Origin of the sequence: Iamia sp., assembly GCF_035575815.1 — a bacterium.
In the GTDB taxonomy this organism is placed as follows: Bacteria; Actinomycetota; Acidimicrobiia; order Acidimicrobiales; family Iamiaceae; genus Iamia.
Genome location: NZ_DATLXO010000076.1, coordinates 13,102 through 35,691 on the forward strand (window position 1 = coordinate 13,102; position 22,590 = coordinate 35,691).

The 22,590-nt window shown below is 73.1% G+C and carries 20 protein-coding genes and 1 riboswitch; of the genes, 3 read left to right on the forward strand and 17 right to left on the reverse strand.

The features are described 5' to 3' along the window. Positions 1-5: 5 nt before the first annotated feature. The 3 genes from gcvP to VNL12_RS07970 form a co-directional block, all read right to left on the reverse strand. Complete coding sequence (gene gcvP, locus VNL12_RS07960; RefSeq protein WP_325593308.1) at positions 6-2,867, reverse strand: aminomethyl-transferring glycine dehydrogenase; 2,862 nt, start codon at positions 2,865-2,867, stop codon at positions 6-8. Between the two features lie 157 nt (positions 2,868-3,024). Then, positions 3,025-3,113: riboswitch (glycine riboswitch) on the reverse strand. Positions 3,114-3,223: 110 nt separating this feature from the next. Beyond that, on the reverse strand, positions 3,224-3,985 hold the full coding sequence (locus VNL12_RS07965; RefSeq protein WP_325593311.1) for a class II aldolase/adducin family protein: 762 nt from the start codon (positions 3,983-3,985) through the stop codon (positions 3,224-3,226). A gap of 44 nt (positions 3,986-4,029) precedes the next feature. After that, positions 4,030-5,103 carry a DUF4214 domain-containing protein gene (locus VNL12_RS07970; protein WP_325593313.1) on the reverse strand — a complete coding sequence of 358 codons (1,074 nt, stop codon included), beginning with the start codon at positions 5,101-5,103 and terminating at the stop codon, positions 4,030-4,032. A gap of 699 nt (positions 5,104-5,802) precedes the next feature. Between VNL12_RS07970 and VNL12_RS07975 the strand changes: the two genes are divergently transcribed. The 3 genes from VNL12_RS07975 to VNL12_RS07985 all read left to right on the forward strand — a co-directional run bounded on the left by VNL12_RS07975 (position 5,803) and on the right by VNL12_RS07985 (position 9,141). Further along, complete coding sequence (locus VNL12_RS07975) at positions 5,803-6,231, forward strand: hypothetical protein (RefSeq protein WP_325593315.1); 429 nt, start codon at positions 5,803-5,805, stop codon at positions 6,229-6,231. 103 nt (positions 6,232-6,334) lie between these two features. Continuing rightward, complete coding sequence (locus tag VNL12_RS07980) at positions 6,335-8,269, forward strand: hypothetical protein (protein WP_325593317.1); 1,935 nt, start codon at positions 6,335-6,337, stop codon at positions 8,267-8,269. Positions 8,270-8,367: 98 nt separating this feature from the next. Continuing rightward, positions 8,368-9,141 carry a crotonase/enoyl-CoA hydratase family protein gene (locus VNL12_RS07985; RefSeq protein WP_325593319.1) on the forward strand — a complete coding sequence of 258 codons (774 nt, stop codon included), beginning with the start codon at positions 8,368-8,370 and terminating at the stop codon, positions 9,139-9,141. Positions 9,142-9,159: 18 nt separating this feature from the next. Here VNL12_RS07985 and VNL12_RS07990 read toward each other — a convergent pair whose 3' ends face one another. From VNL12_RS07990 to tatC, 14 genes are all read right to left on the reverse strand, one after another. Then, positions 9,160-9,591, reverse strand: coding sequence for an NUDIX hydrolase (locus VNL12_RS07990; RefSeq protein WP_325593321.1), 432 nt, complete (start codon positions 9,589-9,591; stop codon positions 9,160-9,162). A 2-nt stretch (positions 9,592-9,593) separates the two neighbouring features. Continuing rightward, positions 9,594-10,097 carry a GNAT family N-acetyltransferase gene (locus tag VNL12_RS07995; RefSeq protein WP_325593323.1) on the reverse strand — a complete coding sequence of 168 codons (504 nt, stop codon included), beginning with the start codon at positions 10,095-10,097 and terminating at the stop codon, positions 9,594-9,596. A gap of 5 nt (positions 10,098-10,102) precedes the next feature. After that, the gene (locus VNL12_RS08000; RefSeq protein WP_325593325.1) at positions 10,103-10,630 is read right to left on the reverse strand and encodes a hypothetical protein; all 528 of its coding nucleotides are present in this window, start codon (positions 10,628-10,630) and stop codon (positions 10,103-10,105) included. A 67-nt stretch (positions 10,631-10,697) separates the two neighbouring features. Continuing rightward, on the reverse strand, positions 10,698-11,222 hold the full coding sequence (locus tag VNL12_RS08005; RefSeq protein ID WP_325593327.1) for a DUF4193 family protein: 525 nt from the start codon (positions 11,220-11,222) through the stop codon (positions 10,698-10,700). Positions 11,223-11,439: 217 nt separating this feature from the next. Then, positions 11,440-12,297, reverse strand: coding sequence for a transglycosylase SLT domain-containing protein (locus VNL12_RS08010; RefSeq protein ID WP_325593330.1), 858 nt, complete (start codon positions 12,295-12,297; stop codon positions 11,440-11,442). 164 nt (positions 12,298-12,461) lie between these two features. Further along, positions 12,462-14,069: an FAD-dependent thymidylate synthase gene (locus VNL12_RS08015; RefSeq protein ID WP_325593332.1), complete on the reverse strand. Its 1,608-nt coding sequence runs from the start codon at positions 14,067-14,069 to the stop codon at positions 12,462-12,464. Between the two features lie 146 nt (positions 14,070-14,215). Next, positions 14,216-14,638 (reverse strand): PIN domain-containing protein, encoded by a 423-nt coding sequence (locus VNL12_RS08020; RefSeq protein ID WP_325593334.1) that lies wholly within the window; start codon positions 14,636-14,638, stop codon positions 14,216-14,218. Further along, positions 14,629-14,835: a type II toxin-antitoxin system VapB family antitoxin gene (locus VNL12_RS08025; RefSeq protein ID WP_325593337.1), complete on the reverse strand. Its 207-nt coding sequence runs from the start codon at positions 14,833-14,835 to the stop codon at positions 14,629-14,631. The genes VNL12_RS08020 and VNL12_RS08025 overlap by 10 nt, the downstream gene beginning before the upstream one ends. 68 nt (positions 14,836-14,903) lie before the next feature. Next, on the reverse strand, positions 14,904-15,809 hold the full coding sequence (locus tag VNL12_RS08030) for a sulfotransferase domain-containing protein (protein ID WP_325593339.1): 906 nt from the start codon (positions 15,807-15,809) through the stop codon (positions 14,904-14,906). Between the two features lie 167 nt (positions 15,810-15,976). After that, positions 15,977-17,167, reverse strand: a complete 1,191-nt coding sequence (locus VNL12_RS08035) for an amidohydrolase (protein ID WP_325593341.1) — start codon at positions 17,165-17,167, stop codon at positions 15,977-15,979. Positions 17,168-17,377: 210 nt separating this feature from the next. Continuing rightward, positions 17,378-18,364, reverse strand: coding sequence for a zinc-binding dehydrogenase (locus tag VNL12_RS08040; protein WP_325593343.1), 987 nt, complete (start codon positions 18,362-18,364; stop codon positions 17,378-17,380). A 187-nt stretch (positions 18,365-18,551) separates the two neighbouring features. Further along, positions 18,552-19,160 (reverse strand): hypothetical protein, encoded by a 609-nt coding sequence (locus tag VNL12_RS08045; RefSeq protein ID WP_325593344.1) that lies wholly within the window; start codon positions 19,158-19,160, stop codon positions 18,552-18,554. Continuing rightward, positions 19,157-21,805, reverse strand: a complete 2,649-nt coding sequence (locus tag VNL12_RS08050) for a DEAD/DEAH box helicase (protein WP_325593346.1) — start codon at positions 21,803-21,805, stop codon at positions 19,157-19,159. Before VNL12_RS08050 ends, VNL12_RS08045 begins: the two co-directional genes overlap by 4 nt. Then, the gene (tatC, locus tag VNL12_RS08055) at positions 21,802-22,587 is read right to left on the reverse strand and encodes a twin-arginine translocase subunit TatC (protein WP_325593348.1); all 786 of its coding nucleotides are present in this window, start codon (positions 22,585-22,587) and stop codon (positions 21,802-21,804) included. The genes VNL12_RS08050 and tatC overlap by 4 nt, the downstream gene beginning before the upstream one ends. Positions 22,588-22,590 lie beyond the last annotated feature (3 nt).

Genomic DNA, 22,590 nt, shown 5'->3' on the forward strand with positions numbered 1-22,590 from the left:
CCCGATCAGGCGAGGTCCTCGACCGGGGGGCAGGAGCAGACCAGGTTGCGGTCGCCGTGGCCGCCGTCGATGCGCCGCACCGGCGGCCAGTACTTGTCGGCCCGGGAGACCGAGCCGGGGAAGGCCGCCTCGGCCCGGGTGAAGGGGTGCTGCCACCCGTCGGCGAGCACCGACTCCGCGGTCCACGGCGCGCCCTGCAGCAGTCCGGGCTGGTCGTCGACCTCGGCCCGGATGGCGATGAGGGCGTCGCAGAAGCGGTCGAGCTCGCGCCGGTCCTCGCTCTCGGTGGGCTCGACCATCAACGTGCCGGCGACCGGGAAGCTCATGGTGGGAGCGTGGAAGCCGTGGTCGATGAGCCGCTTGGCGATGTCGTCGACGGTGATGCCGGTCGCCCTGGTGAGGGGCCGGATGTCGAGGATGCACTCGTGGGCCACCAGGCCGTTGCGCCCGGCGTAGAGCACCGGGTAGTGGTCGGCCAGGCGCGCGGCGGTGTAGTTGGCGTTGAGGATGGCGACCTGGGTGGCGCGCCGCAGGCCCTCACCGCCCATCATCCGCACGTAGGCCCACGGTATCGGCAGGATGCCCGCCGATCCCCACGGCGCGGCGGCCACCGGTCCGGCACCGGTGCCCACCGGGCCGCACTCGGGCACCAGCGGGTGGGTCGGCAGGTAGGGGGCGAGGTGGGAGCCGACGCCGACGGGACCGACCCCGGGCCCCCCGCCGCCGTGGGGGATGCAGAAGGTCTTGTGGAGGTTGAGGTGGCTGACATCGGCGCCGAAGCGTCCGGGGCGGGCCAGGCCGACCATGGCGTTGAGGTTGGCGCCGTCGAGGTACACCTGCCCGCCGGCGTCGTGGACCGCGGCACAGATCTCGCCGATGGCCTCCTCGAACACGCCGTGGGTCGAGGGGTAGGTGACCATCAGCGCGGCGACGGCGCCGGCGGCGGCGGTGATCCTGGCCCGAAGGTCGGCCAGGTCGACGTTGCCGTCGTCGTCGCAGGCCACGACGACCACGCGCATGCCGGCCATGACCGCGCTCGCCGCGTTGGTGCCGTGGGCGGACGAGGGGATCAGGCACACGTCGCGGCCCTCGTCGCCCCGGGCCCGGTGGTAGCCGCGGATGGCCAGCAGGCCGGCCAGCTCGCCCTGGCTGCCGGCGTTGGGCTGCAGCGAGATCGCGTCGTAGCCGGTCACCTCGACCAGCCAGCGCTCGAGGTCGTCGATCAGGGCCAGGTAGCCCTGGGCCTGGTTGAGCGGGGCGAAGGGGTGCATCGCAGCGAAGCCGGGCCAGGTGATGGGCTCCATCTCCGCCGCCGCGTTGAGCTTCATGGTGCACGAGCCGAGCGGGATCATGGCCCGGTCGAGGGCGATGTCGCGGTCCGAGAGGCGCCGCAGGTAGCGCATCAGCGAGGTCTCCGACCGATGCGACGAGAAGACCGGGTGAGAGCAGAACGCCGAGGTGCGCACCAGCTCCGGGGCCACGGCGGGCGGGGTGTCACCCAGCTCACCGCTCAGCTGCTCGGCCCGGACCTCGGCACCGAAGGCACCCAGCACGGCGTCGAGGTGGGCGAGGGTGGTGGTCTCATCGACCGATGCGGCGACGCAGTCGTCGTCGACCCGGCGCAGGTTGACCCCCCGTTCGACCGCAGCGGTGAGCACCTCATCGGCCCGACCGGGGACGCGGGCGCACACGGTGTCGAAGAAGGCGTCGTGGACGACCTCGACGCCCGCGGCGCGCAGACCGGCGTCGAGGGTGCGCGCCACGCGGTGCACCCGTTCGGCGATGGCCGCCAGGCCGTCGGGCCCGTGGTACACGGCGTAGGACGAGGCGATCACGGCGAGGAGCACCTGCGCGGTGCAGATGTTGCTGGTGGCCCTCTCGCGGCGGATGTGCTGCTCGCGGGTCTGCAGCGCCAGGCGCAGGGCGGGGGCGCCGTCGACGTCGACTGAGACGCCGACGAGGCGGCCCGGCAGCGAGCGCTGGAGGCCCTCGCGGACGGCCATGTAGCCGGCGTGGGGGCCGCCGAAGCCCATGGGGACGCCGAAGCGCTGGGCCGAGCCCACCACCACGTCGGCGCCGATCTCCCCCGGGGGCCGCAGCAGGCACAGGGCGAGCGGGTCGGCGGCCACGGCGACGACCGCACCGCGGTCGTGGGCCCGGGCAACGAGGGCGGCGTCGTCGCGCACCAGGCCCGTGGTGGTGGGGTACTGGACCAGGACGCCGAAGGTGTCGCCATCGGGCAGCCCGGCGGCCAGGTCGGCCTCGACGACGCGGAGCCCGAGCGGCGCGGCTCGGGTGCGGACCACGGCGAGGGTCTGGGGGTGGCAGCCGGAGTCGACGACGAAGGCGGCCTCCGCGGCGGCCTTCGAGGCCCGGCGGGCCAGGGTCATGGCCTCGGCCGCGGCGGTGGCCTCGTCGAGCAGCGAGGCGTTGGCGAGGGCGAGGCCGGTCAGATCGGCGATGACGGTCTGGAAGTTCAACAGCGCCTCCAGCCGGCCCTGGGAGATCTCGGGCTGGTACGGCGTGTAGGCGGTGTACCAGGCCGGGTTCTCCAGGATTCCGCGCCGGATCACCGGCGGGGTGACGGTGTCGTGGTACCCGAGGCCGATCATCGAGGTCAGCACCCGGTTGCGCCCGGCGAGCACCCTCAGCTCGGCCAGGGCCTCGGGCTCACCGACCGGTGCCGGCAGATCGAGCGACGCCGCCTCTCGGATGCCCCCAGGGACGGCGTCGTCGACCAGCTCCTCCAGCGAGCCGTAGCCGAGGGTCGCCAACATGGCGTCCTGGTCGTCATCCGTCGGGCCGATGTGGCGCGCCGAGAAGGGCACGCCGGAGCCGGCGGTGGCGAGGTGGGTGCGATCGGACATGGGCCCTCCGGGCGGACGGTCGGGTCGGGGGCGCCAAGGGGCGCACCTCGGATCGTCCTCCCCACGCTGTCATCGGCACCTGAGAGGTTCACCGGGCCCGGGGGACCGGCTTGCACCGTCGGTGGACCGGGTCGCCCCGGTCGCTTTCCAGCGTCGCCTCACCCACACGGTCCGGGGGCCTGAGAGATTCCGGGGAGGAGTTGCTCCTTCGGCGGCCCGACGGTGGGCCTCTCCCGTGTGGGGTCGACGGCACCGACGACGCTACCAGCCCCCGGCCGCGGACCCGCCCCGCCTACGGGTCGCGTCCGGGCCGCTCGTGGGGGTCGGCCCCGTGGTAACCCCGATGTCGAGTCGGGTCAGTCGACCAGGTCGGGCTCAGCTACCTCGATCCAGTCGAAGAGGGGCTGGGCGCTGAACCACCCGGCCAGGTCACTGCCAACCTGATCGTGGGTGGCGCGGGCCACCTCGGGGGTGATGATCCGGGGCTCGCCCGCGGCGCGGGCCAGGAGCTCGACCTCACAGGTTCGCTCCATGGTCACGAACCAGAAGAGCGCCTCGTCGACCGACTTCCCGACGGTGAGCAGGCCGTGGTTCACGAGGATGGCCGCCTTCGCCCCACCGAGGCTGTGGGCGATGCGCTTGCCCTCGGCCGGGTCGTCGACCACGCCGGTGTAGTCGTCGAAGAGGACGTGGTCGTCGTGGAAGATGCACGAGTCCTGGGTGAGGGGCTCGAGGGTGCGGCCCAGGGTGGAGAAGGCCCGGCCGAACTTGGAGTGCGAGTGGGCGGCGGCCACCACGTCCGGACGTGCCGCGTGGATCTGGGAGTGGATGGCGAAGGCGGCCCGGTTGACCGGCCAGGAGCCCTCCACCACGTCGCCGTCGTGGCTCACGAGCAGCAGGTCGGAGGCCTTGATCTGCTTGAAGCTCATGCCGAAGGGGTTCACCCAGAAGTGATCGGTGCGCTCGGGGTCACGGGCGGTGATGTGACCGGCGACGCCCTCGTCGAAGCCGAAGCGCCCGAAGATGCGGAACGCGGCGGCGAGGCGGCGCTTGCGATGCGTCCGTTCCTCGTCGGGGGTGCGCTCGACGAACGGGTTGGCGGGCACGAGCTGGGACATGAGGGGACTCCCGAGGCTGGATGTAACAGGCAGTCTACGGGCCGTCAGGTGACGTGAGCGGCCCACTCGGGACGGTCGTAGATGCCGTCGACCAGGTCGCCGAGCGACCCGCCCTCGTCGAGGGCGGTCACCGCGAGGTCCTGCTCGACCCGGGTCGGCACCCGGTCGAGGGCGCCCCAGTAGCCGACGACGGGCAGCACCACGTTGGTCGTCCTGTCCCGGTACTCCTTGGACTCGGAGTAGTACGCCATCACGCGGCCACGGCTCCAGCGGCCGCTGTCGAGCTCGTCGGTCCAGAAGTCCCAGCCCGGCGCCTCGGGGTTCCGCTCGAAGATGTTCTGGTACACCTGACGCACGAACTCACGGTTGGACACGGTGCCGTAGCGACCCTTGAACTCCTCCGATTGGGTGAAGTGGTCCGACATGTAACGGTGGGTGGTGCCCGTCCGCGCCCGGTCCTCCCAGTAGGCGAGCCCGGACGCATCGGGCAGGCGTAGGAAGGAGGCCCGGTAGAGGCGGATGACCGGGCTGAGGGTGCCGCTCCAGGGCGGGCTCGACATCAGCAAGGAGGCCAGGTCAGCGGGCCGCATCCCACCGGTGGTGATCTGGGCGACCCCGTCGGTCAGCTCACCTGACGTGGGTTCTCGCCCCAGGAGGTCCTGGTAGATCCGCGCCACGTAGGCGGCGGGTCCGCTGAAGGGCGGCAGGGCCGGGCCGGCGCTCTCGCTCCACGCCCCGGGGGCGACCGTGTTGACGGCGCGCACCCGCAGCTCGTGGACGCGGCCGTTGCGGGCCGCGACGTCGGCCGCGCCGGACGGGCCGACCCGGGTCACCGAGGGGGCGGAGCCGGGCGTTGCGACCTCGACGTCGTAGCCGGTGACGGCGCTGCCGCCGTCGTCGCCGGGCGGGGCCCAGGTCGAGGCGAGCCCGGCGTCACGGGCCGAGACGTCGGGCCGACCGGGCGCGCCGGGCGCGGTGTGCTCGACGTTGACAGGGAGGATCTTGCTGGCGCTCAGGTTGCCGTTGAGGTCGAGGGTGCGGGCCTCGACGTAGCTGGTGCCCAGCTCGCTCACCGTCACCGCAGGATGGAGGCCGATGGCCTCGCTCCACGGGCCCACCGACCCGTCCGGCCGGTGGATCCTGACCTCCTGGCCCCGGACTCCGCTGGCGTCGGCTCCTGCGAAAGGTGACCGTCACCGGCCCGCGGAAGGGAATCATAGCGCCTCTCGGCCCATCCAACGGCAATCGTCAAGATGGGCGCGGGAAAGTGCGCGCCCAGTGCTGGATCGCGACGGTCGATCGCCGATCCGGCCCCCTCGGTGGTCGCGGCGGCACCTGCGTGCGAGCCCGCCGCTCCCGTCGGGTCGGTGGGGCCGGGTCGACCGATGGGGACGGCTGCCACGGCCGCCCCGGTGCCCCCGACCGTGGCACCCGGCCCCCGCCGTCGAAGGCCGCCGCGAGCCGACGCCGACCCGGGCCGAGTCACCGCTCCCGACCCGGAGCGAGGCACGTGACCGTCACGGCGTCGCCCGCGCCGTCGCCGCCACCAGCACGGTTCCGCAGCGGGCGAGACCGCTCGTCGTCGCGCCGCCACCCGGGGTCGAGACCGAGCCGGCGGTCGATCCCGCGACCCGACCGGAGGTCGGCCCCGAGCCCGACGCCGGCTCAGACACCGATGCGGAGACCGACGGGGCGAAGGTCCCGGCCGCCGAGGCCGCCTTGGTCGGGGCCCCGGGCGCCGGGCGCCGGTCGTGAGCTCACGCCGGTCGAGCGCATGATCCGCGGCCCGCGGGTGCGTTCGCTGTAGGTTTTGTCATGTGACGAAACTGGCCGGCTACCGGGGGACCGGCGCACGAGGGACCCGAGAGGGCGAGGAGGCGGCCGGTGCCCGTTGCCGGTGGTGCGGGCGACCGATGCCGCTCCGCCAGGGACCCGGCCGGCCTCGGCAGTACTGCCGTCAGGGCTGTCGCCAGCAGGCCCACCTGGCTCGCAAGCTGGCGGCGGCCCACGGGCTGGGTGACGCGGATGTGATCGTCTCCCGATCCACGCTCGAGGAGCTCCAGGGTGCGGTGTACTGCCTGCAGGCCGCCATCGAGGACGTCGACGCGGACCTGGCCGAGGCCGGGGAGGACCCGGTCGAGGTGGCACGGGCCCTCAGCTGGTTGCTCGACAACGCCCGACCTTTGGCGGCCCTGTGGGTCGAGCCGCGCCCGGCCCCCGACCCCTCTTCCTCGGTCCTACGGTAACTTTACAGAACTACGATTATGGGCGGCGTCCGGCTGACCGGGTCCGACCTCTCACCGATGAACTAGGGGTGGCGACACAGGGGCCGAGTACGGTGGCCGGCCTATGGCCCGCCGGATCGACATCGAGCTGACGAGTGCCCGCGACGACGGGTCCTGGACGTGGCGGGCCGCGGGCGCGCGCGAACCGAAGGGGGTGGTCCCGGCGACGGTGTTGCCCGGATCGTCCTCGGTGGGCGACACGCTTCGGGTCGAGGTCGAGATCGGTCTCGACGGCACCGAGATCACCGCCGTGTTGCCTGCGAGGAAGGTCGAGCGGGTCGAACCCGCCCGCATCGAGCTGAACGCCCGCGAGCTCACCGACGACGAGCTGGTCACCAGCAAGCTGGCGGGCCGCCGCGGCGGCCGTGCCCGCGACGGTGGCGGCGATCGCGACGGTGGCGGTCGACGCGGCGGCGGACGGGGCGGACCCGGCGGGGCGGGAGGGCCGGGCGGGGGCCGGGGGGGCAGCGGGCCCGGAGGGCCCGGAGGTCCGGGACGGGGAAGCCGAGACGGGCGCCCCGGCGGCGAGACCCGCAGCCGACCCGGCGAGGCGCGCGGGTCTCACGACGACGCCCGGCGCGACGAGTCGTCGCGCGGCCGTCCTGGCGGCGGGGACCGGGCTCGGCGCCGCCCGCCGACCGATGACCGTCCCAAACCCAAGCGGTTGCGACCCCAGCGCACCCACCGCCGGGCCGTCCTCGACTCCCTCGAGGTCCACGAGCGACCCATCGCCGATGAGGTCCTCAAGGGCGGCATCCCCGCTGTCCGCCAGGCCGTCGAGAAGCAGAACGCCCAGGCCCGCGCCGAGGGTCGGCCCGAGGTCGACCCGGCCCAGCTCGAAGCGCTGGCCGAGCGCCTGCTCCCCCGCCTCCGCACCGCTGAGTGGCGCGATCGGGCCGACGCGGCCCTCGCCGACATCGACGAGCTCGACCTGCGCGACCTGCGCACCGTCGTCGTCGCGGCCGACAGCGGCGCCAAGGACGCCGAGACCCGTGCGCTGGCCACCCAGCTGCGCGCCGGGCTCGACCGCCGGATCGAGGCCGATCAGGCCGCCTGGCTGGCCGAGCTGGCCCAGCTCCTCGGCGACGGACGGGTGGTCCGCGCCCTGCGGGTCAGCTCCCGCCCCCCCAAGGCGGGGTCGCCGTTGCCGACCGACCTGGCCACCCGGTTGACCGACGGTGCCAACGCGTCGCTCACCGCCGAGACGCCCACCGACCGCTGGGCCACCGTGCTCGACGCCCTCTCCCTGTCACCCGTCCACGCCCGGGTCGTCCCCCAGTCGATCCCGGCCGAGCCGTCCGACGAGCTGAAGGCGGCCGTCGCCGCGGCCGGTTCGCGCGTGCCGCTGGTCGCCCAGGCCATGGGCGTGGAGCCCGCCTCGGGCAAGGCTCGCCGTCCCCCGCGCCGGGGTCCCGGCCGGGGCGGGCCCGGCAGCGGCGGTAGCGACAGCCGCCCTGTGCCCCCTCCCCCGCCGGCCGACCCCCAGGCGGCCACCCCGACGGCGGAGACCCCGTCCCCTCCCGCGGCGGGCGACGCTCCGGTGAGCGCGGCATCCCCCGAGGTCGCTGTGACCTCGGCCGCAGCGGAGACGACGACGCCGTCGTCAGACGCCCCCGAAGCACCACCCGCGCCCTCCGGCGAGACGGACACCCCGATCACCGCCGCGGCCCCGGAGGTCGCTGTGACGTCGGCTACAGCGGAGACGACGACGCCCTCGTCGAACGCTCCCGAAGCGCCCGCCGGCGAGGAAGAGACCCTCGTCACCGCCGCCTCCGCCGAGGTCGCTCAGACGTCGGCCGCAGCGGAGACGACGACGCCCTCGTCAGACGCCCCCGAAGCACCACCGGCGCCCGCCGGTGAGGCAGACGCGCCGATCACCGCCGCCTCCGCCGAGGTCGCTCTGACCTCCGAGGGCCTCTCGGCCGAGGCCACCGATGCTGAGGATGCCACCGATGCTGAAGAGGCTCCAGACGATCGGTCGGCTGCGCCCGAGCCCTGAGGGCGAGGACCGCAGGACGCCACCGCGAGGTCGAGGTGCGTCGGACGCTCTTGACCGGTCGGTCAGGTGGGCGGCCGCCGGTCGCCTAGGGTCGGGCGATGGTTACCTATGAGCTGAGCGGCCACGTCGCCGTCATCACGATCCAACGCCCCGAGGCCCGCAACGCGGTCAACACCGCCGTCGCCGAGGGCATGGAAGCGGCGATCGACCGCCTCGAGGACGACCCCGAGGCCTGGGTCGGCATCATCACGGGCGGCCAGACCGAGAAGGGCTGGATCTTCTGCGCGGGGGCCGACCTCAAGCAGATGGCCACCGACCCCGGCGGCATGTCCACCGCTCGGGGCGGCTTCGGTGGCTTCGTCCAGCGCGAGCGGACCAAGCCCGTCATCGCCGCGGTCGACGGTCCCGCCCTCGCCGGCGGCACCGAGATCGTGCTGGCCTGCGACATGGTCGTGGCCTCGCGCACGGCGGTGTTCGGCATCCCCGAGGTGAAGCGCAACCTGGTCGCCGCCGGGGGTGGCTTGTTCCGCCTGCCCCGCAAGATCCCCCGCAACATCGCCATGGAGCTGGCCCTCACCGGCCGTCTCGACTTCCCGGCCGAGCAGGCCCACCACTTCGGCCTGGTCAACCACCTCGCCGAGGAGGGCCAGGCCCTCGATCGGGCCCAGGAGCTGGCTGAACAGATCTGCACGGCGGCGCCCCTGGCCGTCGCCGAGAGCCGCAAGATCGTCATCGAGGCCACCGACCAGCCCGACGAGGTCGGCTGGAGGATGTCCGGTGAGGGCATCGTCAAGATGTTCGGCACCGAGGACTTCTCCGAGGGCCTCACCGCCTTCGCCGAGAAGCGTTCCCCGGTGTGGAAGGGTCGCTGACCGGCTCCCACCGCACCGTCAGGTGATGGTGGGGATGATGCCGTGGTCGTGAAGGAACTCGGCCAGCCCGGGGGCCAGGTGGAGCTCGGTCACGTCGCCGAGGGGCACCCAGCGGGCGGCCGAGGCGTCGTCGCCGGCGATCGGCTCGACTCGCTCGAACAGGTGGACCCGGAAGTCGAGGATCACGGCGTGGTGCCCGCGGTCGATCACCTCGCTCCAGCCGACCATCTCACCGCAGGCGCCCTCCAGGCCCGTCTCCTCGTGAAGCTCCCGCACGATCGCCTCGGCCAGGGTCTCGCCCCGCTCGACGCGTCCGCCGGGGATCGACCACGTGCCGACCGCCGGCGGCCGGGCCCGTCGCACCACCAGCAGGTCATCGCCCTCGATCACGATGGCTCCGACGGCCACGGTGGGACGGTCCCGGGACCGCTCGTCCTCGAGGTCCTCCAAGATCACCGCTCGTCCGAGATCGGCTCGGCGGGCCGAAGGTCCTTGTGGACGAGGATGGCGCGGGCGGTGAGCCCGAAGCGCTCGAAGAAGTTCTTGCTGTGGCGCATGCCCGGCAGGGCCAGGGCGTCGATGCCGCGACAGTCGTGGGTCCGGGCCCAGGCGATGAGCTCGTCCATCAACGCGCCCCCGAGGCCGATGCCCCGGAACCCGGCCTCGACGAACACGTCGCTCACCACCGCGATCGACGTGCCGTCGCCCAGGGTCTCCCGGTGGGCCGCGGCATAGCCGCCGGCAACGGCGGCGAAGGTGCCGAGGAGGACCACGCCGTGGTCGCTCTCGACCTCGGAGAGATCGGCCAGGAGGGTCGCCGGAAGCGGATCGGGGCGGCCGTGGAGCAGCTGCCACATCGGTCCCCCCCGCTCCCCGCCGAGCTCGCGGCGGGCGATCTCGGCCAGGCGCACCAGCTCGTCGAGGTCGGCGTCGGTGGCGACCCGCACCCCCTCCACGGGGGTCAGGCGCTCTGCAGCTGGGCGATCCGGTTCAGGATCGTCTTGCGGGCCCGACCGGCGGTCTCATAGGCGCGCACGGCCTCCAGGTCGGGTTCCGACAGGGCCCGGAGCCGGGGCACGACCTGCGAGGCGGCGAGGCTGTCGTAGTCGGGGATGGCCAGCTCATCGGGGTCGAGGGTCTCGAGGTCGGGCACGACGGCCACCGCCGGTGCCGGCGGCGAAGCGGGCGTGGCCGGCGTGGACGCCGCGGTGGGCGAAGCCGATGGCCCGGAGCCGGGCCGGGTGGCGAGGCCCAGGTCGGCCAGGACGGTCTCGACCTGTTCCTGGACGGGACCGAAGCGCTTGTTGGCCTCGACCTGGCCCTGCTGGACGGCGAAGCGCCCGATCATCTTGGCCATGGTGACCTGGTTGCGACCCCGCTCCACGAACGTCGGGAGCAGGGCGCGGGCCTCGAGGGCGAACCCGAGAGGGGCGTAGAGCAGGACCTCGAGGGCGGCCTCGGCGGACGGCTTGTGCTCTCGGTCGGTCATCGGTGCACCTTCACCCGACCCATGGTTGCCCACCTGGCGCCGAGCCCGGAAATCTCGATGATGCCGCTCACACGCAGTCCGCACAGAGCATCGCGTCGTCATCCGCGAGCTGGCTCGGGTGCTTCACGAGGAAGCAGGACTGGCACGTGAACTCACCAGGACGCTTGGGCTGGACCCGTCCGCCGCTCTCGGCCGTGGTGGTCTCGACCGGAGGGGTGTCCTCGTCCTCTTCCTCCTCGTCGTCGTTGGCCGCGATGCGGTCCTTGAGGATGGTGTCGAGGTCCTCTTCGACGTCGTCGGGGTCGGGCTCGTCGTCGTCGTCCCCGCCCTCCTCGTCGTCGCCGGCCTTGGCCTTGTCCTTGACCGGAGCCTCGTCCTCGTCATCCTCGGCTGCTGCGGTGGCGCCGTCCACGTCAGCCGGGGCGACGACGTCATCGTCGTGGACCACGGCCACGACATCGTCGCCGACCGCGTCATCGACGACGTCAACCTCGTCCTCCTCGATGTCGGCGTCGTCGTCCTCGAACTCCTCGTCGAGGTCGGCGGCGTCGTCCGTGACGTCGTCGGAGGCGATTGTATCTTCGTCAGCCATGAGATCCTTCAGGAGCCGTCGTGCTTCGGCGGTCGCGGCGGAGCATAGGCGCCGTCCCGCGGGATGCAACGCAGCGGCGAGGGCCTGGAGTGTGCCATTGGTCTCCCGCGTCGGAGTGCTGGTCACGGGGGTCGGAGCCGTGCTGGTGAAGAGCTCGAGGCCGGGCTCGCGAGGCGCGAGGACGGCACATCGGCGGCGGCGTCCCCGGGCCGGTCGGTCAGAAGCGGCGGCGGAGCGCGAGCACGTCGGCGACGTAGGTCTCGGTCTCGGCCAGGAGACCCTGGCGCTCGACCGAGGTCGGGCCCTGGTAGTACCCGGCGAGGGCGTCAGAAGTAGTGCTGAAGCGGTCCAGCAGCCAGCGGAGGTAGCGCGCCGACATGCGGATGTTGTCCTCGACGACATCGGGGTCGAGGTCGGCGCCGATCAGCAGCTCCATGAAGTCGACCGTGTCGGGCATGAGCTGACCGATGCCGACCGCTCCGGTGGACGAGACGACGTCGTTCTGCCAGCCCGACTCCAACCAGGTCATGGCCTTCAGCAGGTCGGCGGGCACGCCGTTGGCGGCCGCCCACCGGTCGAAGGTGGCGATGTGGGCCTGGCGGGCCGGCGACTCGCGCAGGCGGGCCGGCAGGTCGGCCGTCACTCCCCCAGCCGTGGCGGTGCCGGCGGCGGGGATGGTGAGCGTGGTTCCGTGCCGCACCCGGTCGGGGTCGGCCAGGCCGTTGGCGGCAGCGAGGGCGGCGACGGAGGTGCCGTGCTGCAGGGCGATGCCCGAGAGGGTCTCACCGGGCCGGACGGTGTAGGACCCCTGCGTCGCGACCGGGTGGTCGCGGAGGCCTCCCGTGCCACGAGCCTCGACTGGTGCCGAGGGGGCGGCGAGGGGCGGGGTGGCCCCCCGGTTCGCGATCGCCGGTGCGGGTCCGACCGCCACGACGACGGTCAGGGCGGCGGCGGCCGTGCCCAGGGCGATCAGGGCGACGAGCGGTCGCCGCCGGGACCGCCCGGGGGGCGCCTCGCTCTGCGTGGTCGTCGATGGTGGGTTCGGTCGGACTCGGCGCGTCGATGGGTGGGTCACAGGGGCACCTCCGGGTCATCCCCCCCGAAGAGGGCGGAGAGGATACACGGCCGCGCGCGCCGTGTGAAGCCACTGGGTTCAACCACAGGCGACGAGATGCCGTCACGCACCGCGCGATCTGCCCTACGGGAGGTAACGGCCCTGGTCAGAACACCCGCGCGCCGTCAGCGGGACTGGCGCCGAACCTCGGCCCGACGTTCGGCGTCGAGGCGCTCCAGGGCCGGCTCGGGGGTGTGATCGACGTAGCGCATGAGCTCAGCCACCGCGGTGTGGCCAGCCTCCTCGGCGATGAGCCGGTGCATCGACTGGGCGACCTCCCGATACGCAGGGTGGCCCTGGGGAGTGGAGCGCAGCTCGAGCATGTGGGTCGCCTCCCGGGCGTTGAGACCCATGGCGAAGCGGACCTTGTAGGCCAGGCACACCGCGTAGGGCGCCTGGGCCGGGAACCGGTCGACCAGCGCGTCGTGCAGCTCGGCCGAGCGGCCCATGGCCTCGTCGAACTCGGGGGCATGGCCGGCCCGGTCGACCGCCTCGGGCCGGGTGTACCCGTGGCGGGGGCTGAGGTCCTGCCACTCCACGGTGAGCATGCGGTGGCGCTGGAGGTCGCGGAACGCGCCGTAGTCGGCCAGCACGTCGAAGCGGTAGAACAGCCGCTCGAGGCCGCGGCCGGGCTTGTGGCGCCGGTTGGTGCGGTCACCGACGTAGGCCCGCACGACCGCCAGGCGCTCGTCGGTCGTCATGGCCTGCACCCGCCGCTCGACCTGAGCCTCGGGCACGTGGGTCGAGGGGTAGAGGATCGCGGTCACCAGCTTGACCTCGGCGTCGGGGTCGAAGCTGGTGAGCGTGACCCCCGGGACCACATCGGCGGGCTCGTCGGCCGGGAAGAAGCGGGCGGCCATCTCCTCGGTGGCGGTGCGGGTGCTCGCCAGGTAGGTGCTCCACGCCACGCCACGGTCGTCGAGGTCGACGCGCTTCAGGAACGAGGGAATCACCTTGCGCAGCTCGGTGAGCATGAGATCCGCGTAGCTGCGGGCCTCGGGCAGCGGGTGGGCGCGCATGCGCAGCAGCAGCTGCTCGTAGCCCTGCCCGGTGCCGTAGATGCCCACGTTCGACAGCGAGGCCGCCGGAAGGATTCCGCGGAGCGCGTCGAACGCCTTGGCCCGCACGGCCTGGCGGTAGACGATGTCCGAGTCCCCGGCCTCCTTGGGGAAGCGCTCGCGGAAGAAGTCCTGCAGGCGGGGCACGAGCCCGGCGTAGGTGTCGAAGAGGCGGTCCATGTCGCCCACGTAGCGGGTGCCGAGCGGTGAGCCGAGGATGCCGGGGTCGCGCAGGTAGCGGAAGCGGCCGCCGAGGCGGCTGTCGTACGCGATGTAGCGGGTCGACTGCTCGAGGTACGACATCAGCCGGCCCCACTCGAGCACCTTGGTCAGCAGGTTCGAGGCCTGCTCGCAGGCCAGGTGCACCCCGCCCAGCTGGGCGACCGAGTCGTCGCCGTACTCGAAGAAGACCCGGTCGTAGAGCTCCTCGGCCCGACGCAGGCCGACGGTGGCGTCGATGGTGTGGTCGCCGCTGATGTCGAGGTCGCCCACGAACTCGTCGAGGAAGAGCCGGCGCAGGCTCTTCGACGACCGCGAGTACCGGGCGAAGAGCGCTCCCTTCACGACCTCGGGCAGGTTCACCAGGGCGAAGACCGGCCCGTCGAGGTTCGTGAAGTAGCGCCGGAGCACGTCACCCTCATCGGGTGTGAACTCCTCGGGGACGTACACCGACACGGCTGCCGACCTTAGGGGGTGCCGCTCAGCCCGCCGGGGACCGCAGAGAGTGCCCCTCCCCCGCAGCTTTGGACCTCATGTCCGCCACCACGGTGGACGTCGGTCCAAAGGTCACGATGCCCGTCGGTCTTCGACCCGGGTGATCGTCAGGACACGGTGCCGGCGGGGACGATCCACTCCGCCGGCTGCCCGGTGACCTCGGCGATCAGAGCGAAGTCGTGGTCGTAGTGGAGCACCACGAGGCCCGCAGCTTCCGCGGCGGCCGCGATCAACAGGTCAGCGATCTTCGCTCCCCGTTGTTGACTTCGCGACGCGAGGTCGTCCTGCACATCGACCGCTCGGTCGAGCACGACCTGGTCCATCGCCACCCGCGGCCACGCGGACCGCTGCCGCCGCATCGTGACGTGCGAGGCCGGACCGGTGGAGGAGAAGCCGGCCTCCAGATCCGTCGGCGTGCAACGGGCCACCAACCCACCCTCGAGGAGCGGACCGAGCCGCTCGGCGATCACGGGCTGCCCGATCCGAGCGAGCGCGGACGTATCGCCCAGGTAGTAGGGCCTCAGCCCCACGCAGCCCCACGGGCATCGGGATCACCCAGCATCGCGACGTCGGCGCCTCGCTCGGCGAGGAGGGCACGACGCCGCTGATCCAGGGCGATGACCTCGTCGAGGGCACCATCGACGGTCGCCTTGAGGGTGCGAGTGCCGAGCAGGGCGCGGACGGCATCGAGCTTCTCGTCGTCGACGTCGATCAGTCGCTTCGTCACGACCGGAAGGATATCCCATCGGGGCGACTTGGATAGCCGTCGTGGTCGGGCGGCGCCGGAGGTGGGGGTCAGGGCTGTCGGTCGTCGCGGTGGAGCCAGGTCAGGAGATCCGGAGGCGCCAGCCGCGGCGCGCGGTCGCGGTACCGGGCGAGCTCGTCGTTCGACAGCAGCTCCCGTCCCGCGCCGGAGGTCCCTCGGCGGAAGAACCGGGCGCGATCGGTCAGCACCCCCGCCGGATCGGGGGCGAGCTCATCCGCGTTGGCCCGCATCCGGTCGAAGCGCGCCGCACCCACGAGCTCCGCCCAGGTCGCCTCGGCGACGGTGATCCCGAGCTCTGCGGCGAGGCGGCGCATCTCCCCCTCGAGGTCGGCCACGAGGTCGTCGTAGTGCACGATCACGACGTTGGGCTCGGCCCGACGGTCCCACGCGTCGGAGAGGTGCCACAACACGCCCGGCAGCGAGTCGAGCTCCTCCCGCAAGCTGGCGTCGCTGTCGATCCAGGCGAGCAGCCACTCGTGGAGGCGCGGACGGGGCGCCGGGGGCCCGGCGGGGCGAGCCTGGCCGGTGAGCTCGCCGATCCGGGCGCGGTCGAGGTTGTCACCCTGGTGGTAGAGCGACACCGCCATGTCGAGCGGGTGCCGGGCCACCACGACGTAGGTGACGCGCCGGTCCCGGGGGATCCCGTCGAGCGGCGTGTGGGTCTTGATGAACCGCCGGTGCTCCTGGGCCGCCAACTGCGCCCACACCTCGTCGCGGGGCGTCACCAACCAGTCCAGCCACGGCGACAGCTGGGCCAGCGGGGCTGGGAGCTCGGTGGTCTGGAAGACGAGCAGGGCGCAGATCATCTGCACCCAGGTCGTGCCGCTCTTGGATCGGGTGCTGATGACGATGTCACCCGGCCGGAAGGCGAAGCCCAGCCACCGGGCGCTGTCCTCCTCCGTGGAGCGGTACCGGACAGGCGGCACGTCGAACACGATGACGACCGTACGCGAGGATCGGTGATTCCGGACCACCCCAACCCGCGCCGCCGCCGAAAGGTCGATCCACCACCCCGACGGTCGAGGATCGACCACTCGTCGGTGACCGGGGGAGCTGCGCCCCGGCCGCACCCCCGTGAGGCCACGGCGGCGACCGCCCGCCCTCAGGCTCGGCGGGCGGCGAACTCGTCGCGGACCCGGGTCAGGGCATCGGGGTCGAGCCACAGGTCGGCGACGGTGCAGGCGAGGGCCGTGGCTCCGTCGAGGACGGCGGCGTCGCCCTCGGGGCCCCGGGCGTAGCCGACGAACGCCTCGGTGTGGATGGCGACGTCGTCGGGGGCCACCTTGATCATGGGGTGGATGGAGGGGACGTGCTGGCTGACGTTGCCCATGTCGGTCGAGCCGACGACGCCGGCCACACCGTCGGAGCCGGGTCGGAGCGGGGTGCGCCCGACCCGCGCCGCGTTGGCGGCGTAGAGGTCGTCGAAGGAGTCGAGGGCCATCAGCTCGTCGTAGGCGGGCTGGTACCAGTCGAGCTCCATGGTGCAGCCCGCGGCGTCGGCGCCGGCCGCGAGGCAGCTCTCGACCCGGGCCCGCAGCGCGGCCAGCCCGGCGGCCGACGGTGACCGGACGTACCACTGCGCCTGGGTCAGCGCCGGCACGATGTTGGCCGCGTCACCGGCCTGCAGGAAGATGCCGTGCACCCGCTCGTCGGGGCGGATGTGCTGGCGCAGGGCCGCGACGTTCACGTAGCCGAGCACGGCGGCGTCGAGGGCGTTGCGGCCCTTCTCCGGGGCCGCGGCGGCGTGGGCGGCGTGCCCCTGATAGGTGACGGTGACCCGCTGGATGGCGAGAGAGTCCATGGTGCGCAGGTCGAGCCCGGCCGGGTGCACCATCACCGCGGCGTCGACCCCGTCCAGGGCACCGGCGTCGATCATCAGCTGCTTGCCGCCCCCGCCCTCCTCCCCCGGCGTGCCGAGGATCAACACCCGGCCGCCGGCCTCGGCCGCCACCGACGCGGCGGCCAGCCCGGCCCCCAGCCCGGCAGCGGCGATGACGTTGTGGCCACAGGCGTGGCCGAGGCCGGGCAGGGCGTCGTACTCGCAGCACACGACGACGGTGGGCCCGTCGCGGCCCCCCCGTGACGAAAAGGCGGTGGCCAGGCCGTAGGCGGAGCGCTCGACGGTGAGGCCCTCGGCCTCGAGCACCTCGGTGAGCACGTCGTGGGCGTGGTGCTCCTCGAAGGCCAGCTCAGGCCGCTCGTGGATGCGATGTGACACGTCGAGCAGCACGGGCGCGAGCCGCTCGACCTCGGCTTCGATGCGCTCCTTGACCAAGTCGTGGGCGTCGCTCATGGTACGAGGCTAACGAGGTGCCGAAGGACCACCGGAAGGGTCCGTCGAACGGCGGTGGAGCGGGGTAGGGCGAGCCCCCGGTCGCCGACCTCGATGCTCGTCATGGTCCGGCCCCGGGCCAGTGTTCCGGCGAACTGGGGCACGAGATGGCCGTGAGGGCAGCCGATCCGTGCCCCCGCGCCCCAGATTGGCCCTGGCTCCGGGCGGGCGTCAGTGGCGGAGGACGATCTTGCCCACCACGGCCCCGGCCCGCAGGCGCTCGAGCGCGGCCGGGTAGTCGTCGAGGTCGTGCTCACCGTCGACCGCCACGGGGAGGCCGGCGGCCACCAGGCGGGTGACCTCGGCGAACTCCTCGTACGATGCCATCGTCGAGCCGATGACCTCGATCTGCTTGAACCATAGGCGGGGCAAGGTCAGCTCCACCTTTCCGCCCGACGTGGCGCCGCAGACCACGAGGCGCCCGGCGGGAACCAGCGCCGCCATCGAGCGGTCCCAGGTGGCGGCGCCCACGCTCTCGGCCACCACCTCCGCGTCCACGTCCCAGCGCTCGGCCGCCGAGTCGAGAGCCTCCGACGCCCCCAGGGCCAGGGCGGCCTCGCGCTTGTCGGGATCCCGGGAGGTGACGACGACCCGAGCGCCAGCGGCGAGCCCGAGGGTCAGCAGGGCATTCGCGACGCCCCCGCCGATTCCCACCACCAACAGGGTCTCCCCCGCCCGCAGCCGGGCCCGGCGCAGCATCCGCCAGGCGGTCGAGAACGCCACCGGGTAGGCCGCGCTCTCGGCCCACGACCGACCCGCCGGCCGCGCCACCAGGTTCCGGGCCGGGACCACGACGTAGGTGCCGTGGGCCCCCCACCGGTTCTCCCCCACCAGGCGCATCCCCGGCGCCGCCGGGGCATCCACGCCGTGGCGGGCCAGTGCCTCGACTGAGGTCACCGTCGGGTTGACCACCACCTCGTCGCCCTCCGACCAGCCCTCCACACCCCCACCGGTGGCGTCGACCACGCCGGCCGCGTCGCAGCCCGGAACGTGCGGGAACGCCGGGGGTCGAGGACGGCCCTGCGTCAGCCAGTGGTCCATGTGGTTGAGGGCGCTGGCCACGACGCGCACCCGCACCTCGCCCACCTCCGGCTCGGGGTCGGCCACGGCGCCGAAGCGGTAGCCGCCGGGGGCGTCGTCGAGCAGCCACGCGTCCATGCACCGACCGTAGCGATCGCCCCGGAGCCCACCTCCCGGTCGCCCGACCAGTCGACGGGCCCCCGACACGCTCGATGACCCGGATAGAGCCCGACGACCCGGTCGGCGTCGCCCTCGGCCCATCAGCGCTTCTTGCGCCGAGTTGACGGTGTGTGGGCGCCCCGATCGGGCGCAAGAACTGCGATCCCTACACCACGACGCGCACCGCGTCGGGCTCGAGGCGGATCGCCAGCGTGCGGGCTTCGGTCATCCGCCCACCGTCGAGCCACACCGGGGTGGCCCGCTCGAGCTCGACGGTCCAGGCCGCGGTGCGGAGCTGGGCGATGCCGGGGTGCGGCACGTGGGTGCCGGCAACCAGCCGGCGACGCGCCTTCCACCGGTCCCCTAGGCCGAGGTCGCCGTCGAGCACGTCGAGACGACCGTCGCCGGGGTGGGCGCGCGGCGCGACATCCCACCGACCGAGGAACTGGGCGTTCATCACCGCTACGACCCGTCCTCGCCACCACGAGCCACGGGCCACGAGGTGGGCGACGAAGAGGTGCCGGCGACCATCGAGCAGGGCGACGCCGAGGTCGACGGTGGCCCGCGAGGCGGCCTCGCGCACCCGGGCCTCGCCACCCCGCCCTCCGAGCGTGCGGCACAGGTCGCCGCCGAGAAGCCCCAGCACGGGCGGCGGACCATCGCCGCGCCGAGACGTCTCGATCACGTCGCGGGCCTCGGCGTCGGAGCGGACGAACACGGTGTCCGGCGGCGCAGGACCCACCTCGCCCCAGTCCCGTCCCTTCTCGACGGTCACCGGACCTCGGCCGCAGGGACGGCCGCAGCAGTCGCCGACGAGCTGCCGCCCCCGGTGGTGGCCAGCGACGATGCCGCGACGACGCCCCGGTGCAGCGCCTCGGCCGCCGAGCGGGCGGCGTGGGCGGTGGTGGGGTCGACGGCGGCCTCGCCGATCTGGCGGAGCAGGTCGACGAGCTGGCGCACGTTGCGCACGAAGTCGCCGCCGGTCATCTCCTCGCGACCCAGCACCGAGGTGAGGTCGCGTCCCGACGCCCAGGCGTGGGCGATGGGCACGAAGGTCGGGTCCGGGGCCCGGGTGGTCGGCAGGCGGGCCGCGTCCTCCTCGGCGCGGAGCCGATCGGAGCGCTGGGAGACGGCCTCGAAGCGCTGGCGGGTGCGGCGGTCGGGGAACCACGGCGGGGGCGGAGGTGTCTTGCTGCGATGCTCGTAGGTGAAGCACGAGACGAGCGCGGCGAGCGACGCCGCGTCGAGGCCGTCGAGGAGCCCCGCCGCCAGGCAGTCGGCGATCAGCAGGTCGCACTCGTGGAAGACCCGGACCAGCAGCGCGCCGCGAGCGGTGAGCTCCCAGTCGCCGATCATGTCGCGGGCCCGCAGCACCCCCAGCACGGCGTCGAGCTCGCGGGCCACCGAGCCCGTGGTGCCGTCGATCCGGCGGTCGATGTCGGCCAGCTCGCGCCGCACCCGGTCCGCCTGCACGGCGGAGCGGACGTGGCGGGCGGCGTCGGGGCATCCGTCCACCGGGTGCTCGGCGGCGGTCGAGGTCGGGGCCGGACTCGCCCCCGAGCGACGGCGCCGGGCCCCTCGCACGCGAGCCAGGCTGCGCGCCACCTCGTGCTGGAAGGCCCGGTTGTTGGGGGCGTAGGGCCGGGGCATGTCGATCTCCCCGGCGCGGACCAGCACCTCGTCGATGTCGGTGCTGCTGATGGTGCGGGCCCGACCCCGCTCGTCGATGACGTGAAGGCGTCCCCGCTCCGGACCCCGCCACCCGATCGAGAGCACGCCCATGCGCACGCCCCCCAGCCACACCACGTCGCCCGGTCGGAGTCGAGCCAGGGCGGTCAGCACGTCGTGGCGGGTGCTCGAGCCCCGACGGGCCTCCTCGTCGTGGCGCAGCAGCAGCCGGTACTCCTCGGTGTCCCCCCGGTCGCAGTGGGCCTCGGTGATGAGCCGTTCGAGGGTCTCGCCGCGTGCGTCGCGCCGTGACCGCAGGCGCACGATGCCCTGATCGGCCTGGAACTGGGCGAAGGAGCGGTCGAGCAGGCGGCGGGCCTCGTCGCGGTCGTGGCGCCGGACGAGGTTGGCGGCCATGTTGTAGGTGGGCCGGAAGGCCGATCGCAGCTCGAAGCGGCGGCTGAGCACCAGGTCGGCGACCTGCTGGAAGGGGGTGAAGGGACTCCACAGCACCACCGCCCGCCCGACCTCGTCGATGCCCCGCCGCCCGGCGCGCCCGGTGAGCTGGGTGTACTCGCCGGGCTTGAGCGCCTCGTGCTGCTCACCGGTGAACTTGGAGAGCGCCTCGATGACCACCGACCGGGCCGGCATGTTGATGCCGAGGGCCAGGGTCTCGGTGGCGAAGACCACCTTGACCAGGCCCTGGACGAAGCAGGCCTCGACCGCCTCCTTGAACGGCGGGACCATGCCGGCGTGGTGCGCGGCCACGCCCTGCTCGAGGGCCGCCAACCACAGGTCGTAGTCGAGGACGTCGAGGTCGCTGTCGGAGAGGGCCGAGGTGTGGGCCTCGGCGACGGCGCGGATGCGGGCCCGCTCGGCCGGGTCGGTCAGCCGCACGCCCGCCTCGAGCAGGCTGCGGGCCGCCTCGTCGCAGCCCTTGCGGCTGAACACGAAGCAGATGGCGGGCAGGAGGTCCTCGTCGGCGAGGTGCTCGACCACCTCGAGGCGACGGGGCGTGGCGTACCGGGGACGAGACCTGCCCCGGCGGTCGTGGCGGGGCGTGAGGGGCGGAGCGTCGAGGCGCTCACCGACGGGGTTGGGCTCGCCGTCGACCACGACCGGCATCACGACCAGATCGTGGGTCGAGCGGTCGCGGGCGGCGTAGAGGCTGATCAGCTCGACGGGCCGCTCGTGTTCGACCACCGTCACCGTGCGCCCCCGCACGGCGTCCATCCACCCGGCGAGCTCCTCGGCGTTGGACACCGTCGCCGAGAGGGCGACGATCTGCACCGACCGTGGCAGGTGGATGATGACCTCCTCCCACACCGGGCCGCGGTAGCGGTCCTGCAGGTAGTGGACCTCGTCGAGGACGACCAGCCCCAGACCCTCCAGCGCCGGGGAGCGGGCATAGAGCATGTTGCGGAGCACCTCGGTGGTCATGACCACCGCCTGGGCCCCGCTGTTGACCGCCGTGTCGCCGGTGAGCAGGCCCACCCGCTCGGCCCCGAGGCGGGCCCGGAGGTCGGCGAACTTCTGGTTCGACAGCGCCTTGATCGGCGTCGTGTAGAACGCCTTCAGACCCCGGGCCAGGACCCGGTCGACGCCGTGGTCGGCGACGACCGTCTTGCCCGAGCCGGTCGGGGCCGCCACCAGCACCGAGACGTCCTCGTCCACGGCGGCCAGGGCCTCGACCTGGAAGCGGTCGAGCACGAAGCCGAGGTCTGAACGACCGCCCCGGGCCCGAGGGGTCACACGTCCTCCTTCTCGGCCTTCCTCTTGCGTTTGTCGCGCACCCGCCCGATGACGATGGCCACCTCGTAGAGCCCGATCATCGGCACCGTGAGGGCGAGCATGCTGATCGGGTCGCCGGAGGGGGTGGCCACGGCCACGAACACGGCCACGATGACGATGACGTAGCGGCGGATGCGGCGCAGGGTGTCGGTGGACACCGCACCGACGAAGTTCAAGGTGGTGACGATGAGAGGGAACTCGAAGCCGAGGCCGAAGGCCAACATCATGTAGACGATGAGCCGCAGGTACTTCTCGGGTGTGTAGAACTCCGTGAAGTTGCCCTCGCCCCCGATCTCCTGGAGGAACGTGAGGGCCGCCGGCATCGTCCAGAACGCAATGGCGGCCCCGGCGGCGAACAGGGCGGTGCCGATGGTGATGAACACGACCCCGTAGCGCTTCTCGTTGTCGTAGAGGCCCGGGGCCACGAACTTCCAGATCTGCCACAGGATCATCGGCATCGCGAACATGATCCCGGTGTAGGTGGTGAGCCGGATCCGGATCTGGAAGCCGGTGAGCGGATCGGTGGCCAGCAGCGTCTGGCGGAGCTGCTCGTTGGGAGCGGTCTCGCGCAGCGGGCCCAGCAGCAGGTCGAAGATCGGCTGGTAGAGGAACCAGGCGACCAACGCGCCGAGGGCCACGGCGTAGACCGACCGCATGATCCGGGTGCGCAGCTCGCCGAGGTGCTCGACGAGCGACATGTGCCCGGGGCCGGAGTCCATCCGGGTGGTGGTCTCGGCGCTCATCGG